This is a genomic window from Rhizobium sp. NRK18 (genome assembly GCF_024385575.1).
Taxonomy (GTDB): Bacteria; Pseudomonadota; Alphaproteobacteria; order Rhizobiales; family Rhizobiaceae; genus JANFMV01.
Map to the genome: position 1 here is coordinate 3,023,602 of NZ_JANFMV010000001.1, position 15,956 is coordinate 3,039,557.

13 protein-coding genes are annotated in these 15,956 nt (G+C 62.4%); 9 read left to right on the plus strand and 4 right to left on the minus strand.

Going from position 1 to position 15,956, the window contains the following annotated elements; all coding sequences use genetic code 11:
* Window positions 1–166 precede the first annotated feature (166 nt).
* Window positions 167–1,180 carry an acyltransferase family protein gene (locus tag NN662_RS14315; protein WP_261930909.1) on the plus strand — a complete coding sequence of 338 codons (1,014 nt, stop codon included), beginning with the start codon at window positions 167–169 and terminating at the stop codon, window positions 1,178–1,180.
* A gap of 140 nt (window positions 1,181–1,320) precedes the next feature.
* Here NN662_RS14315 and NN662_RS14320 read toward each other — a convergent pair whose 3' ends face one another.
* Entirely contained in the window at window positions 1,321–2,451 is a 1,131-nt protein-coding gene (locus NN662_RS14320) for a site-specific DNA-methyltransferase (RefSeq protein ID WP_261930910.1), read from the minus strand.
* 241 nt (window positions 2,452–2,692) lie between these two features.
* On the opposite strand from NN662_RS14320, the gene NN662_RS14325 reads away from it, so the two are divergent.
* Window positions 2,693–3,382: an HAD family hydrolase gene (locus NN662_RS14325; protein ID WP_261930911.1), complete on the plus strand. Its 690-nt coding sequence runs from the start codon at window positions 2,693–2,695 to the stop codon at window positions 3,380–3,382.
* Between the two features lie 3 nt (window positions 3,383–3,385).
* On the opposite strand, the gene NN662_RS14330 is transcribed toward NN662_RS14325, so the two are convergent.
* Together NN662_RS14330 and NN662_RS14335 are read right to left on the minus strand one after the other, a co-directional pair.
* A complete protein-coding gene (locus tag NN662_RS14330; protein WP_261930912.1) occupies window positions 3,386–4,315 on the minus strand; it encodes a diacylglycerol/lipid kinase family protein in 930 nt (309 codons plus the stop codon).
* 18 nt (window positions 4,316–4,333) lie between these two features.
* Complete coding sequence (locus tag NN662_RS14335; RefSeq protein WP_261930913.1) at window positions 4,334–4,876, minus strand: hypothetical protein; 543 nt, start codon at window positions 4,874–4,876, stop codon at window positions 4,334–4,336.
* 277 nt (window positions 4,877–5,153) lie between these two features.
* Here NN662_RS14335 and thrC point away from each other — a divergent pair, with 277 nt between their 5' ends.
* Genes thrC through NN662_RS14355 form a run of 4 tightly spaced genes read left to right on the plus strand, consistent with a single transcriptional unit; the run spans window position 5,154 to window position 11,454 of the window.
* Window positions 5,154–6,551: a threonine synthase gene (thrC, locus tag NN662_RS14340; protein WP_261930914.1), complete on the plus strand. Its 1,398-nt coding sequence runs from the start codon at window positions 5,154–5,156 to the stop codon at window positions 6,549–6,551.
* A 19-nt stretch (window positions 6,552–6,570) separates the two neighbouring features.
* The gene (locus NN662_RS14345) at window positions 6,571–7,869 is read left to right on the plus strand and encodes a M16 family metallopeptidase (protein ID WP_261930915.1); all 1,299 of its coding nucleotides are present in this window, start codon (window positions 6,571–6,573) and stop codon (window positions 7,867–7,869) included.
* 58 nt (window positions 7,870–7,927) lie between these two features.
* A complete protein-coding gene (locus tag NN662_RS14350; RefSeq protein WP_261931979.1) occupies window positions 7,928–8,518 on the plus strand; it encodes a GNAT family N-acetyltransferase in 591 nt (196 codons plus the stop codon).
* 20 nt (window positions 8,519–8,538) lie between these two features.
* A complete protein-coding gene (locus NN662_RS14355) occupies window positions 8,539–11,454 on the plus strand; it encodes an EAL domain-containing protein (RefSeq protein ID WP_410010936.1) in 2,916 nt (971 codons plus the stop codon).
* 37 nt (window positions 11,455–11,491) lie between these two features.
* Here the strand turns inward: NN662_RS14355 and NN662_RS14360 are convergent, their stop codons facing one another.
* Window positions 11,492–12,097 (minus strand): YqgE/AlgH family protein, encoded by a 606-nt coding sequence (locus tag NN662_RS14360; protein WP_261930916.1) that lies wholly within the window; start codon window positions 12,095–12,097, stop codon window positions 11,492–11,494.
* A 168-nt stretch (window positions 12,098–12,265) separates the two neighbouring features.
* Between NN662_RS14360 and NN662_RS14365 the strand changes: the two genes are divergently transcribed.
* The 3 genes from NN662_RS14365 (at window position 12,266) to NN662_RS14375 (ending at window position 15,944) form a co-directional block, all read left to right on the plus strand.
* The gene (locus NN662_RS14365) at window positions 12,266–13,099 is read left to right on the plus strand and encodes a protein-disulfide reductase DsbD domain-containing protein (RefSeq protein ID WP_261930917.1); all 834 of its coding nucleotides are present in this window, start codon (window positions 12,266–12,268) and stop codon (window positions 13,097–13,099) included.
* 71 nt (window positions 13,100–13,170) lie between these two features.
* Window positions 13,171–13,656: a peroxiredoxin gene (locus NN662_RS14370; protein ID WP_261930918.1), complete on the plus strand. Its 486-nt coding sequence runs from the start codon at window positions 13,171–13,173 to the stop codon at window positions 13,654–13,656.
* 311 nt (window positions 13,657–13,967) lie between these two features.
* Window positions 13,968–15,944: an EAL domain-containing protein gene (locus NN662_RS14375; RefSeq protein ID WP_261930919.1), complete on the plus strand. Its 1,977-nt coding sequence runs from the start codon at window positions 13,968–13,970 to the stop codon at window positions 15,942–15,944.
* Window positions 15,945–15,956: the final 12 nt, after the last annotated feature.

Sequence of the window (15,956 nt, forward strand, 5' to 3'; positions counted from 1 at the left end):
ATTCCAAGATCGGCCCGGCATAGATCACCGGTCTTGCCCGAGCCTGTTTGCAAACGGGAACAAAATGGCGCCGCTTGCGGTTGCCGATAAGAGCGCCCGACCAACTTTCGGGCGAACCGGCCAGCCACACGGCCGGCGCAAGGACCAATCAAACGCGGAAAGAGCCATGAAATACAATCCAGCGCTGGACGGACTGCGTGCCATTTCGGTGCTTCTCGTCGTCGCCTTCCACAGCAACCTGCCGCTTGTTCCGGGCGGCATGATCGGCGTCGACATTTTCTTCGTCCTCAGCGGCTTCCTGATCACCGCCATTCTCCGGCAGGAAATCGAACGGAAGGACACGCTCTCCCTGACCACTTTCTATGGCCGACGCCTCATGCGGCTCTGGCCGCCGCTCATCGCCTTCCTCGTGGCCTTCTATCTTGCGGCGCCATTCCTCTTTCCCAAGGACGACGCCAATCTCGAGGTGCTGCTGGCCGGCCTGTACCTGTCGGACTATTCCCACATCCTGTTCGGCATGCCTTCAGCGGTGTCGCACACATGGTCGCTGGCGGTCGAGCAACAGTTCTACCTGCTCTGGCCCCTCGCCCTGCTTGCCTTGCGGAAGGTCTCGGTCGGCACCGCAATCGCCCTGCTGGCGGCGAGCTTTCTCTTTGCCACCTGCTGGCGCATGGCCGACCGGCTGATCTGGGACGACTGGTACCGGACCTATTTCCGCTTCGACACGCGGCTGAGCGGCCTGATCCTCGGCAGCCTCATGGCCTTCGTCGACTGGAAACCGCGAGCGCCGCTTGCCGGCGCCATCGGCGCCCTGTCGATCTGCGTGCTGGTCGCGCTCAGCGTGTCGCTGCAATTCGGCACGGCGGGCTCGATGACATGGGGCAGCCTGACGGCCGATTTCGCCGCAGCCGGCCTCATCCTGTCGCTGACCGCCACGCAGCAGACGCGCCATTACCGCATGCTGTCGCATCCGGCGCTCGTCTATATCGGGGTTATCTCCTACTCGATCTATCTCTGGCACTATCCGGTCGCAAAGGCGCTGAGAGCGGAGACCTCTCCGCTGGTGACATTCGTCATCACCTCGGCCTTTGCGATCCTCGCCGCGATGCTCTCCTACCGGCTGATCGAACGGCCGGTCCTGGCGCTGAGACAGCGCCATGCGGTCGCGAGCCCAAGGTGAGTTCCCGCGCGGTGCATCGGCATTCGAGGCACCGCAAAAGAATGATGCCCGGGGCCTTCTCCTTCCCCGGGCATCATCAGCAAGCTCTTTCCGTAACTGGAGGTACAAAAACCGGAAAGAGCCTATATCGCAATCTCTTGTCAGCCGGCGGCGGCAAGCTCCCGCCTGACAATTGCGCGCAACTCGTCGATCGGCTTCAGTTCGCCGCCGTCCTCATAGTGCCAGAACGTCCAGCCGTTGCAGGCGTCGAAGCCCTGCACCTTCGCGCCAAGCCGATGGATGGAGCCGGCCTCGCCGCCGGCAGCCAGAGTGCCGTCGGCGCGCACGATCGCCGAATGGCGGCGGCGGGCGTCGGTCAGAACCTGGCCAGGCTTGATCAGTCCGCTTTCGATCAGCACGTTGAACGCGACGCGGACTTCGGCCTTCTTGCCGGTCATGACCGTCAGTTCCGCCTTGCCGAGCGGCTCGACCGAGGCAATACGGGCCGATGCGGCGTCGATATAGTCCTGCTCGCGCTCGATGCCGACGAAGTTGCGGCCGAGACGCTTGGCGACGGCGCCGGTGGTGCCGGTGCCGAAGAACGGATCGAGGATGACGTCGCCGGGCTTGGTCGACGACATGATGACGCGGGCGAGCAGCGATTCCGGCTTCTGGGTCGGATGCACCTTCTTGCCGTCACCGTCCTTCAGGCGCTCGCCGCCATTGCAGATCGGGAACAGCCAGTCGGAGCGCATCTGGACGTCGTCATTGGCGGCCTTCATCGCATCGTAATTGAAGGTGTAACCCTTGCCGTTCTGGTCGCGCGAGGCCCAGATCATCGTCTCGTGGGCGTTCTGGAAGCGACGGCCCTTGAAGTTCGGCATCGGGTTGGTCTTGCGCCAGACGATGTCGTTCAGGATCCAGAAATTGAGGTCCTGCATCATCGCGCCGACGCGGAAGATGTTGTGGTAGGAGCCGATGACCCAGATCGTGCCGGACGGCTTGAGGACGCGGCGGCAGGCGAGCAGCCAGGCGCGGGTGAAGGCGTCATAGGCCTGGAAGGAAGCAAACTGGTCCCAGTGATCGTCGCAGGCGTCGACCGCCGACTGATCGGGACGGGTCAGCGCACCGCCAAGCTGGAGATTGTAGGGCGGATCGGCGAAAATGACGTCGACCGAATGATCGGGAAGTGCCTCGAGCGCTGCCACGCAGTCGCCTTTGATGATGGTGTTGATCCAGGCCTTCGTGCCTTCGGCACGCTTCAGCTCGGCAAGCGGAAATACTGATGCCATCTGATACTCACTGATACGCTTACTCGGTACGGACAGCCAAGCACACCGAAAGGAGACACGCTTAACTGAGCATTAGGGTTACTGATCTTGGTTACCAAATGCTGAAAGGGGCGAGCGAAATCGCAAAATAATGAAGGCCTGCCCCGAAACGTTGAAATACACGGCAGCGCCATTGATTGCGTTTAGGGCCGCGATCATATAGGGACTGCCCCTTCCCAAGACGTTCGAAAGACCCCTATCCATGAACGGATTCGATCTCATCATTTTCGATTGCGACGGCGTGCTCGTCGATTCCGAAATCATCGCGGCCCAGGTGGAGTCGAAGCTCCTGACGGAAGCCGGCTACCCGATCAGCGTCGAGGAGATGGGCGAGCGCTTTTCCGGCATGACCTGGAAGAACATTCTTCTGGCCATCGAAAGCGAAGCCAGCATCCCCCTCTCCGCCTCGCTGCTCGACAAGTCCGAGAAGCTCCTGGACGACCGGCTGGCCCGTGACGTGCGCGCCATCGAAGGCGTCGGCCAGGCGATCATGCGGCTCAGCGGTCCGCGCTGCATCTGCTCGAATTCCAGCAGCCATCGCCTGGACATGATGCTGACGAAGACCGGCCTGAAGCCGTTGTTTGCCCCGCACATCTTCTCCGCCAAGGATCTCGGCGCCGACCGCGTCAAGCCGAAGCCGGACATCTTCCTGCACGGCGCCTCGCAGTTCAACTCCAAGCCGGAAAACACGCTGGTCATTGAGGATTCGGTACACGGCATTCATGGCGCCCGTGCCGCCGGCATGCGCGTCATCGGCTTTACCGGCGGTTCGCACACCTATCCGTCGCATGCCGACCGGCTGATGGATGCCGGCGCCGAAACGGTGATCTCGCGAATGAGCGACCTGCCGGGCGTCGCCGAAGCACTGGTCGGCTGGGCCGGGCTCGTCTGACCGTCAGACCTTGAGGCTCAACGCCCCCGGCAGCATCTCGAATTCGACGGGCATGAAGCCGGTCTCCTCGCCGTCGGCCTCGGCGGGAATGCCGGCCGTCGGACCGGCTGCCGGTTCGACACGCACCCTTGCGGCACGCACGATCCGGACGGACGGATCGTTCAGGTGCCGGCCAGCACGGATCTGACCGAGCAGCGACACCAGCTTCATCCGGCTTCCCGCCGTCAGGATCACCACGTCGAACAGGCCGTCGAAAAGCTCCGCTCCGGGCGCGACATGCATGCCGCCGCCGAAATAGGCGCCATTGCAGACCGCCACCAGATCGGCCGTCATGCGCTCTGGAGCCCCGTCATCGAGAGACACCAGCAGGTTCTTCGAGCGCCAGGCGAGAATGTTGGTGACGGAATGCAAGGTGAAGAGATGCCGTCCCGGAAGGATGCCGCGCAGCGGACTGGCATTGACCGACCGAACGACCTCGCCAGAGATGCCGGCGGTCGCCTCGTTGACGAAATGGACGGTCGAGAGCGCGCCGTCGCGGCCGATCGAGGTGATCCTGCCGACATCTAAGCGTCGTATCGGGGCATCGAGAATGTGAGCGGCCAGCCTGTCGGGCGCCGTCGGCATGGCGAACTGCCGGGCGAAATCGCATCCGGTGCCGGCGGCAGCCAGTGACAAGGCAGCGTCGGGATTTCGGGAGGTCATCAGTCCGTCGACCACGCCGCCGACAGTCCCGTCCCCGCCAACGGCCACAATCAGCTCGAAACCGTCATCGGCAAATGCGCGGGCGAGACGGGCGGCATCGCCGTTGCCGCGTGTCTCGCGATGGTCAACGGCAATTGCGCGGCCTCGAAAGGACGCCTCCAGCGCCTCGGCAAGCGGACGCGCCGCGCCCCTGCCCGCCTTCGGATTGACGACTATGCCGATGCGCTGCAACGCACGCTTCCGCCGGTGCTACTTCGTCTTGTACGGGCCTTCGTCGAAGCCGACATAGATCTTGGCCAGATTGCCGGCGCCGCCCGGGATCGTCACATCGGCCTTGGTAAAGATGAACTGCGTGGTCATGGTCGCGGGAAGCTCGACCTCGAAGTTCGTCAGTTCGGAGTAGAGCGTCGTCTCACCGTCGGTTGCGGCAACGCGGATCGGAAGCACGATCTTGCCCGGCTTGCCGAGCGGTCCGCCGACGAGACGTCCCTGGGCGACGACGGTCACCGTCATGCTGTTCTGGCCAAGCGTGCACTGGCGCGTGGTCGCGGCGATCGAGGCCTGGTAGACGATCTTCGAGGGATCGCCCTTGCCGCCATTGGCGTATTTGTCGAGCGATGCGGTTCCGTCGCGCAGGTAGACCTGGGGGCAAGCCCCCTGGATGACGGCCGGCTGTGCCGTCTGCGCCTGGTCGCCGGTGGGCTTCAGACCGTTGACATCCGTGGAATTGCACCCTGCAATCGCTGCAAAGGCCACAACCGAGAACAATCCGCGCGAAATACCTTTGAACACGGAACTTCCCTCCCCTTCATCTTCTCGCCTTGCGCGTGACGCCTCGAAAGGCTCAAAACGCAGCTTCAAACTGTCATTTGGGCCTTTTCATGCCCATGCCGGCTGGTCTATATCAGCCGCGCAAGAAAAAATCGATCAGCTATCTAACGTTACGTCAGATTTTTCTCCGGAAAACTGAGGATTGATAGGGCCGTCGGCGCGCTTCGGACGGAAGCGGCAGCGCAAAAGCAAAGACCACGGGGCGAGCCCCGCCGGTCAAAGTCAGGATTGGTGACACGTGAAGTACATTTCGACCCGGGGCGAAGCCCCTTCGCTCGGTTTCTGCGATGCCCTGATGGCCGGCCTGGCCAGCGACGGCGGCCTTTATGTACCGGAAAGCTGGCCGACATTCACCAAGAAGGACATCAAGGCGTTGCGCGGCAAGACCTATCAGGAGATCGCCTTTGCGGTGACCTCCCGTTTCGTCGACGGAGAGATCCCGGACGCCGACCTGAAGGCGATGATCGACGAGGCCTATGCGACCTTCCGCCATCCTGCCGTGACCCCGATCGTGCAGACCGGTTCGAACGCCTTCATCCTCGAGCTTTTCCATGGCACGACGCTCGCCTTCAAGGACGTGGCAATGCAGCTGCTCGCCCGGCTGATGGACCATGTGATGGACCTTCGCGGCGAGCGGGCGACCATCGTCGGCGCCACCTCGGGCGACACCGGCGGCGCTGCCATCGACGCCTTTGCCGGGCGCGACCGCACCGACATCTTCATCCTGTTTCCGCATGGCAAAGTCTCGCCGGTGCAGCAGCGCCAGATGACGACGTCGACCGCCTCCAACGTCCACGCGATCGCCATCGAAGGCAATTTCGACGACTGCCAGAACCTCGTCAAAGCGCTGTTCAACGATGCGAAGTTCCGGACCTCGGTGAAGCTTTCCGGCGTCAACTCGATCAACTGGGGCCGGATCATGGCGCAGGTGGTCTACTACTTCACCACCGCGATTTCGCTCGGCGGTCCCGATCGCAAGATCTCGTTCACCGTACCGACCGGCAATTTCGGCGACATCTTCGCCGGCTACGTCGCCAAGCGCATGGGCCTGCCGATCGACAAGCTGGTGGTCGCGACCAACGAGAACGACATCCTGGCGCGGACGCTGAAGACCGGCCGCTACGAAATGCGGACGGTTTCGGCGACGACCTCGCCGTCGATGGACATCCAGATTTCCTCGAACTTCGAACGCCTGCTGTTCGAAGCTTACGACCGCAACGCGGCCGACGTGCGCTCGGCAATGAACGGGCTGAAGCAGTCCGGCGCCTTCGAGATCGCACCTGGCGCGCTGAAGGCGATCCGCAAGGAATTCCGCGCCGGCAAGGCGACGAAATCGCAGGTCGCCAAGACCATTCGCGACACGCTGTCGGAGACCGGCTATCTCGCAGATCCGCACACCGCCGTCGGCATGCATGTTGCAAAAAAGCATGAAAAGTCCAATAGTCCCATGGTCACGCTGTCCACGGCGCACCCCGCGAAATTCCCCGCGGCCGTTAAATCCGCCTGCGGGCTTGACCCGGCGCTACCGGCGTGGCTTGCTGATCTGATGGACAGGGAGGAGCGCTTCGAAATTCTTGCCGCCGACCTTAAAGGCCTCCAGACCTTTATCGAGAAACGGGCCAGGGCAAAGGACTGAGGCGCAGAAAGAGCGAAGTATGAAAGTTGAGTGCACCCGCCTTCCGTCGGGTCTTACCGTCGTCACCGAGAAAATGCCGCATCTTGAAAGCGTCGCACTCGGTGTGTGGATCAAGTCGGGTTCCCGCAATGAACTGGAACACGAGCACGGCATAGCCCACCTACTCGAGCATATGGCGTTCAAGGGCACCCGCAGCCGCACCGCGCGCCAGATCGCCGAGCAGATCGAGGATGTCGGCGGCGAAGTCAACGCCGCCACCTCGACCGAAACGACATCCTATTACGCCCGTGTCCTGAAAGATCATGTGCCGCTGGCGGTCGACATTCTCGCCGACATCCTGACCGATTCCGTCTTCGACGAGGAGGAACTGGCCCGCGAGAAGAACGTCATCCTCCAGGAGCTCGGCGCGGCCGACGACATGCCGGACGATGTCGTGTTCGACAAGTTTTCCGCCGCCGCCTATCGCGACCAGACGATCGGCCGTTCGATCCTCGGCACGGCTGAAACGGTGATGTCCTTCACGCCGGCCGACATTCGCGAATACCTTTCGCGCAACTACACGACGGACCGCATGTTCGTGGTTGCCGCCGGCGCCGTCGACCATGATGCGTTCGTCCGCCAGGTCGAGGAACGCTTTGCCGGCCTGCCGCAGAAGCCCTCCTCCACGCCGCAGATGGCCAAGGCCATCTACAGCGGCGGCGAAGTGCGCGAGACGCGCAAGCTGATGGATTCGCAGGTCCTGCTCGGCTTCGAGGGCCGCGCCTACCATGTGCGCGACTTCTACTGCTCACAGATTCTGGCCAATGTGCTCGGCGGCGGCATGTCGTCGCGACTGTTCCAGGAAGTGCGCGAGCATCACGGCCTCTGCTACTCGATCTACTCGTTCCACTGGGGCTTCTCCGATACCGGCATCTTCGGCATCCATGCCGCGACCGGCGACGAGCAGCTGCCGCAGCTGGTGCCACTGATCCTGCAGGAACTGCGGCGCGTCGCGGAATCGGTCGACCAGAAGGAAATCGAGCGCGCCCGGGCTCAGATCCGCGCACAGCTTCTGATGGGACAGGAAAGCCCTGCCGCCCGCGCCGGCCAGATGGCCCGGCAGATGATGCTCTACGGCCACCTGATCACCAATCAGGAACTGATGGACCGGCTGTCGAACATCACCACAGACCGGCTGACCGACCTCGCCGGGCGGCTGTTTTTCGATACGGTTCCGACGCTCTCGGCAGTCGGGGCACTGACCAGCCTCGCATCGCTCGACGAGATCGCGGCATCCCTTTCCACGAAGGCTCCGGTCTCAGCCGGGGCGGTCGGCTAGGCCGCCTACGCCGGTGGGTACGCCGGGAACCACCAAAGTTTCGGCATTCGTCCGATCGATCCTGCGACCGGAGCGGCGGGCGCTGGTCGAGAACGATACCTATCTGCTGCGGCTTCCGGAGCGGAAGGATTTCGGGCAATGGGCGGCGCTCAGGACCATCAGCCGCAGCTTTCTGGAGCCTTGGGAACCGGCCTGGAACAACAGCGACTTCACGGAGCGTTCCTTCCATTCGCGGGTCGACCGCAACATGGCCGAGTTTACCAATGGACAAGCTATCGCTTTATTCATCTTCCGGAAAAGTGATATGGCATTGCTCGGCGGCATCACCATCGGCCTGATCCGCCGCGGTGTCGCACAAAACTGCATGATCGGATACTGGATGGGCGAGAAGCATGCGGGGCAAGGCCATATGTTCGCCGCACTTGGTATGGTTATTGAATATATCTTTTCCGAGCTGCGGTTGCACCGAATTGAGGCGGCATGTATTCCGGAAAATCATCGCAGCATCCGGTTGCTTGAAAAGTCCGGTTTCAAACGGGAAGGCCTCTTGCGCGCTTATCTGAAAATCAATGGCCGGTGGCAGGACCACGTGATGTTCTCGCTGCTGGAAAGCGACCGGCGCACCGCAGGGGCGACGCCGACATCATGATGCGCGCACTCAAAGCATCAATGCACCGGGGTTTGCGCCCGGCCGCCCTGATTGCCGCACTGATGGCGATCATCGTCACGGCCGTGAGCCTTCCGGCGCTCGCCGCGGAACCGGTCAAGATTTCGCGCGACGATACGGCGCTCGACCTGACGGCGACGACCGAGATCTATTCCGACCAGGGCGAAGCCTTTCAGGTGTCGACCGCAGCCGGTGCCGACGGCATCCGCCGGCGCATCGAGGTGCGCTCCTCGTCACCCGACCATCACGGCGACTGGGCGGTCTTTGCGCTCGCCAACGTCTCGGACGAACAGCTCGACCGGCTGATCGTCGCGCCGCATTTCCGGCTGGTCAATTCGGGCCTGTTCTGGCCGGACCTCGGCTCGCAGCGAATCATCTCGATCACGCCGAGCGAAGGCTTTGCGCTCGACCGCCAGCAGAGCACCGAGGCCGACGTCTTCCGCATCACGCTCGATCCGGGCGCCGTCATCACCTTCGTCGCCGAGCTCACCTCGCCGGAACTGCCGCAGCTCTATCTGTGGGAACCCGACGCCTACAAGGACACGGTCAACGCCTTCACGCTCTACCGCGGCATCATGCTCGGCATTGCCGGCCTGCTGGCGGTGTTCCTGACCATTCTCTTCGTCGTCAAGGGTACGTCCATGCTGCCGGCGACGGCGACGCTCGGCTGGGCGGTGCTCGCCTATATCTGCGTCGACTTCGGCTTTCTGGAAAAGCTCATCAGCATTACCGCTTCCGACCAGCGAATATGGCGCGCCTGCGCGGAGGTGGCGCTCGCGTCGAGCCTCGTGATCTTCCTGTTCACCTACCTCAATCTCAACCGCTGGCACATCCATCTGGCGCATGCGACCTTCGCCTGGATCCTCGGCCTCGTGCTCTTGTTCGGCGTGGCGATCTACGATCCGTCGGTGGCGGCCGGCATTGCCCGCTTCTCCTTCGCGCTGACAGCTGTCGCCGGCACCGGCCTGATCATCTATCTCGGCTTCAACCGGTTCGACCGCGCCATTCTTCTGGTGCCCGCCTGGGCGGTCATTCTCGTCTGGCTCGTCGGCGGATGGCTGACAGTCACGGGGCGACTGAACAACGACATCATCCAGTCGGCGCTTGGCGGCGGCCTCGTGCTGTTCGTGTTGCTGATTGCCTTCACCGTCATGCTGCACGCCTTTTCCGGCGGCGCCTACCAGTTGGGACTGTTCTCCGATCTCGAGCGTCAGGCGCTGGCGCTGATCGGCGGCGGCGATACGGTGTGGGACTGGGATGTCGCACGCGACCGCGTCACGACCATTCCCGACATTTCCGACAAGCTGGGGCTGGCGCCGGGCGCCATGCACGGACCGGTCAGAAACTGGCTGCCGCGACTGCATGCGGAGGATCGCGACCGCTTCCGCGCCTCGCTCGACGTGCTGGTCGAACACCGGCGCGGACGTCTCAGCCACGAATTCCGCATCCGCGCCGAAGACGGCCATTATCACTGGCTGCAGATCCGCGCGCGGCCCGTGCTTGGCGCCAATGGCGAGATCATCCGCTGCGTCGGCACAGCCGAGGACATCACCGAGCAGCGCAATTCGATGGAGCGGCTGCTCAACGATCCGCTGTTCGACAACCTGACCGGCCTTCCAAACCGCAAGGTGTTCCTCGACCGGCTGGAAACGGCTCTGACCCTTGCGGCGCCGAATTCGCCCGTGCAGCCGACGGTCATCGTCATCGACATCGACCGCTATGCGCTGGTCAACGAGAAGCTCGGCATTGCGGCCGGCGACAATGTGCTGATCGCGCTCACGCGTCGCCTGCGTCGTCTCCTGCATCCGCAGGACACGCTTGCCCGCATTTCCGGCGACATGTTCGGCCTGATCCTGCTATCGCAGCGCGACCCGGCCAAGATCGCCGAATTTGCCGAACGCCTCAGCCACGCGATCAGCGCACCGATCGGCTTTGCCGGCAATGACATCAACCTGAACGCCTCGATCGGCCTCGTCTCCTGGGCCGACCAGAAGGAAAGCGCCAACGATCTCCTGAACGACGCCGAACTCGCCATGTATCGCGCCAAGCGCGCCGGCGGCAATCGCGTCGAGCCGTTCCGTCCCGCCTTCCGCAACGCCAATTACGACCGTCGCCTGACCGATGCCGATCTGAAGCGGGCCTTGGAGCGCAAGGAACTGTCGATGGTCTATCAGCCGATCGTGCGGCTGGAGGATGGCGAAATCGCCGGCTTCGAGGCGCTGATGCGCTGGGATCATCCCAAGCGCGGCAAGGTGCCGCCGTCGGAATTCATTCAGCTTGCCGAAAAGACCGGCCTGATCGAGCAGCTCGGCCTGTTTGCCCTGCAACGGGCGACCACGGACCTGATGGACTGGGAAACGCGGACCACCAAGCTGCCGATCTTCATGTCGATCAACCTGTCCAGCTCGCAGCTTATCGGCAACACGTTCTTCAACGACGTCCGCAACCTCCTGGCCAAGACGCATTGCGAGCCGTCGCGCATCAAGCTCGAGCTGACGGAATCGACGATGCTCGAAAATCCGGAACAGTCGCGGATCATCTTCGAGAAGCTGAAGTCGATCGGCGTCAGCCTGGCGATCGACGATTTCGGTACCGGATACTCGTCGCTGTCCTACCTGATGGACTTGCCGTTCGACACGCTGAAGATCGACCGCTCGCTGATTGCCGGCAGCACGACCAAGCATGAAATACTATTGAAGTCCGTTCTCGCCATGGCGCAGGAACTCGGAATGACGGTGGTGGCCGAGGGCGTTCAGGACGAGGAACAGGCGATCCACCTCGCCGAGCTCGGCTGCCAGCTTGGACAAGCCAACATCTTCGGTCCGCCGATCGGATCTGATTCCGTGCTGAAGCTCCTGAAGGAGCGGTTCGTCGCCGACCGCCGTCGCGGCATCAGCAAGGAACCGAATTTCTCCTGACGGATATGATGGAAGCCAGCGACCGTCGGGCCACGCCTCAGGCGTGGCCGGCCTCGCTCGACAGTGCGGCCGGGTTGACGCCCATCAGCGCCAGGGCCCGCTCGTATTTCGTGTCGATATTGGCGTCGAAGATCAGTTCCTCGCAGGCCGGGCAGTTGAGCCAGCCATTGTTGGCGATTTCCTCTTCGAGCTGGCCGGGTGACCATCCGGCGTAGCCGAGCAGCAGCGCCGCCCGCTTCGGTCCTGAGCCCTGGCTGATCGCCCGGATGATATCGAGGGTCGCCGTCAGCGAAATCTCGTCGCTGATCGGGATGCTGGACCCGCAGGAAAAATCATCGGAGTGGAGGACAAAACCCCTGCCCGTCTCGACCGGACCGCCGGTGTGGATCGGCAGGTCGCGCACCGGCTTCGGCAGCATCAGGCGGGAGGTCTCATCCATGATGTCGAGGTGGGCCAGAATGTCGGGGAAAGCCAGGTCCTGGGTCCGATTGATGATGAAGCCCATGGCGCCCGCGGGCGAATGGGCGCAGATGTAGACCACCGACCGGGCGAAGTTCGTATCGGCCATGCCGGGCATGGCGATAAGGAACTGCCCATCGAGAAAACCGCGTTCGCGGTCACTGCTCAGCGCCGAAATAGTCATGCGTCCTCCTCACTCGCGCCATTGTCCTCGGGGCGGGGAAATGACGGTATCGGATTTGAGTTGACCATAGAGAGGATGGGCCAATGTCACGGATCAATCAACCGGAAATGATGGCGATCAGAAAAGCGTGACTGGAAAACTCATCCTTGTCCAACTAGATCTGACGCTATGAAAATCAAGCGCTTCTTCCCGCAACCCGCTCTTCTTGCTTGCCTTGTCGCCACCGTTCTATCGGTGGGTGCAAAAGCACACGCCGCCGAAACCGACTGGGCGACCAGCGAAGGCGGCCGCATGCGGATCGTCACCCTTGCCCCCGACGACAAGGGCATCGTAACGGCAGCCCTGCAGGTCGATCTCAATCCCGGATGGATCACCTACTGGCGGGAGCCGGGCGGCAGCGGCATTCCCCCGCAAATCACCCCCGCTGCAGGCAGCAAGGCAGAGATCACCGGCATTGATTTTCCCGTACCCAAGCACATCAGGCTCGGAGACATAGACGACATTGCCTATGACCAGCCGGTGACGCTGCCGTTCACGATCGCACTGAACGGCGAGACGGGCACTATCGATCTCAGCGCCTTCATCGGTGTCTGCCGCGAGATCTGCGTACCGTTCCAGTCGGAGTTCAAGATCGACGTTGCCGCCACGGGCCACGACACGTCGGAGGAAGAGGCGATCATTCGCGACGCCGAGGCGAAGGTGCCCGTCGCAGCCGGTCCGGATTTCAATATAGCGAGCTACGAGTTGTCCCCGGACAGGAAGGCGCTGCACCTGACGCTGACGCTTCCGTCCGTGGGAAACGACGCGCCTGAAGTCATCGCCACCGGACCGTCGGGGTACGTCTTCGCCGATTTCCGCAACGGCCACCGCGACGGCACGACCTATGTGGGCGATCTCAACCTCGACTATCTGCCCAACGGCTACGACTTCAAGGGCAGTCAATGGCGTGTGCTCGTCAAGTCCGGCGACAGGGCCATCGAGTCATCGCTTGCCTTCCACTAAGTAGCCCATATATTCCAAACCGAACCCCGCCGAAGGCGGGACTGAGGCCCCCATAAATCCAGGAGTTACACATGTCGATTGCCGAAGGCGACAAGCTGCCCGCCGCCACCCTGATGGAAAAGACCCCCGACGGCCCGGCCAAGCTCTCGACCGATGAGCTGTTTGCCGGCAAGAAGGTCGTCCTGTTCGCCGTGCCCGGCGCATTCACGCCGACCTGCTCGCTCAACCATCTGCCGGGCTTCCTCGAGAACCGCGATGCGATCCTCTCCAAGGGCATCGACGACATCATGGTGGTTTCCGTCAACGACTGGCACGTGATGAACGCCTGGGCCGACAAGACCGGTGGCGCCGGCAAGATCCGCTTCCTCGCCGACTTCGACGCCTCCTACACGAAGGCGCTCGGCCTCGACATGGATTTGTCGGCCGGCGGCCTCGGCGTGCGCTCCAAGCGCTATTCGATGATCGTCGACGATGGCGTCGTGAAGAAGCTGAATGTCGAAGAACAGCCCGGCCAGGCAGTCACCTCGGGTGCCGCGGCGATCCTCGAACAGCTTTGAGACCAACACCGATTGCGCGACTGTTGTGCGCACAACTTCAAGTCGAAGCTGTGCGCACATTTTTAACTATGGCGTCCGAATAAATCTCCGGACCTGACGTTCGGCGGTCCTGCGGGCAAACTATTCAAACAATTTCAACGTATTCCGTACGAACGTCGCTTCGCCACACTTCGAGGAATACCATCTTGAGCGTCATCAGTTGCATCACGGGTCAACACAATCTCTGGCTCGTCGGGCTCGCGGCCGCAATTTGCGCCTTTGGCAGCTTCATTGCCTTTCGCTTGTTCATACGAGGCGCGGATGACCGCGGCTTGCCGAACATTGGCTGGCAATTCCTGGCGGCAACGGCTGCAGGCTCCTCGATCTGGTCGACGCACTTCATTGCCATGCTTGCCTACAAGAGCGGCGGTCCGATCTTCTTCGAGCCGGTGCTGACCATCGTCTCGCTGCTTGTCGCCATCTGCGGCATGTTCGTGGGACTGACTGTGGCATCCAATAAATCAATGACAGCGACGATTTGCGGCGGTGTTCTTTCCGGCATCGCGGTGGTGGCGATGCACTATACCGGCATGATGGGCTACCGCATCGATGGCCTGCTGGCATGGAAGATGAGCTACGTCATCGCCTCCATCGTGTTGGCAGTCACCATCTCCCCGCTTGCCTTCCTGGCTGCGAATTCTCAGACCCTGTCGCGGAAGACCGTCATCGCCTCTGGCCTCTTCGTGATTGCGATCGTCGCGTTGCATTTCACCGGCATGACGGCGCTCGAAGTGACGCCGATGGTGCTGCGCGCGCCCACGGCGCAGGGCGGCACGCTGATCGCCATGGCCTTCGCGGTCGCCCTCGCGGTCATGGCCATCGTCGGCACGGGTCTGACGACCTTCGTTCTGGACGACCGCAACCGGCGCGAATCCTTCCGCAAGCTCCATCACCTCGCGCTTTACGACAGCCTCACGGGCCTCGCCAACCGCCAGAATTTCAGTGACCATCTGGCCGCCGAGATCAACCGTGCGGAGATTGAGGGCTCGCGCTTTGTGATCGTCGCCTTCGATCTCGATCGGTTCAAGGAAATCAACGATATCCGTGGACATGCCGTCGGCGATGAATTGTTGTGCGCGCTGGGCGAAAGGTTGAAGAAGCTCGTCGATGAAAACCACTTCATTGCCCGACTCGGGGGCGACGAGTTTGCCGCCATCGGACGACTGGACGACCAGAAACAAGCCTACGACTTCATGGTGCACCTGAAGGCTGAAATCTGCAAGCCGGTCAGGCTGCCGGATGGCAGCGAGGTGTCGGTCGGCGTCAGCCTTGGCGCGGCGTTCTACCCGGCAGACGGCGACAACAGCCATGATCTCGTCAACAATGCCGACCTGGCGATGTACCGGGCAAAGTCCGACATCACCCGCTCCATCTGCTTTTATGACGCCTCCATGGACGAGGCAGTGCGCAACCGCAAGGAACTGATGGCCAACCTGCGTCAGGCCATCGAGCTCGAGCAGTTCGAGGTCTTCTACCAGGTCCAGACCTCGGTCTCGACCGGCGCCGTGCGGGGCTACGAAGCCCTGCTGCGCTGGAAACACCCCGAACGCGGCTACGTGCCGCCGAGCGAATTCATTCCGATTGCGGAAGAGAGCGGCATGATCCTCGCCATCGGCGAATGGGTGCTCCTGACGGCATGCCAGCAGGCGGTCACATGGCCGGCCGCGGCAAAGATCGCCGTCAACCTCTCACCATTGCAATTTGCCGACCGGAAGCTGCCGGCAACCGTCGCAGGCATTCTGCAAAAGACGGGACTTCCCGCCGAAAGGCTGGAACTGGAACTGACGGAGACCACCATCGTGCAGGATCGTCAGCGCACCCTGGAGATGCTGAAGGAAATCAAGGCGCTTGGCGTCACGATCGCGCTGGACGACTTCGGCACCGGATACTCTTCGCTGGAAACGCTCCGGGCGTTCCCGTTCGACAAGATCAAGCTCGACCGCTCCTTCATGAACGAAATCGAGAACGACCAGCAGGCACGCGCCATCATCCGCGCCGTCCTTGCACTCGGCAAAAGCCTGGAAATTCCAATTCTCGCCGAAGGTGTCGAGACGAAAAACCAGCTGGACATCCTCAACCACGAAGGCTGCGACGCCGCGCAAGGCTATCTGCTCGGACGCCCTGCCCCGATGAGAAGCATCCTCGCGGACGATGCGGCACATGTGCGGATGATCGACAAGCAGGTCGCACAGCTGCAGAGCGTGCTCGCCGAAGAGGCCAGTGCCGCCCCCTTGAAAGAGGCGGTCTGATCGCGGCTCATC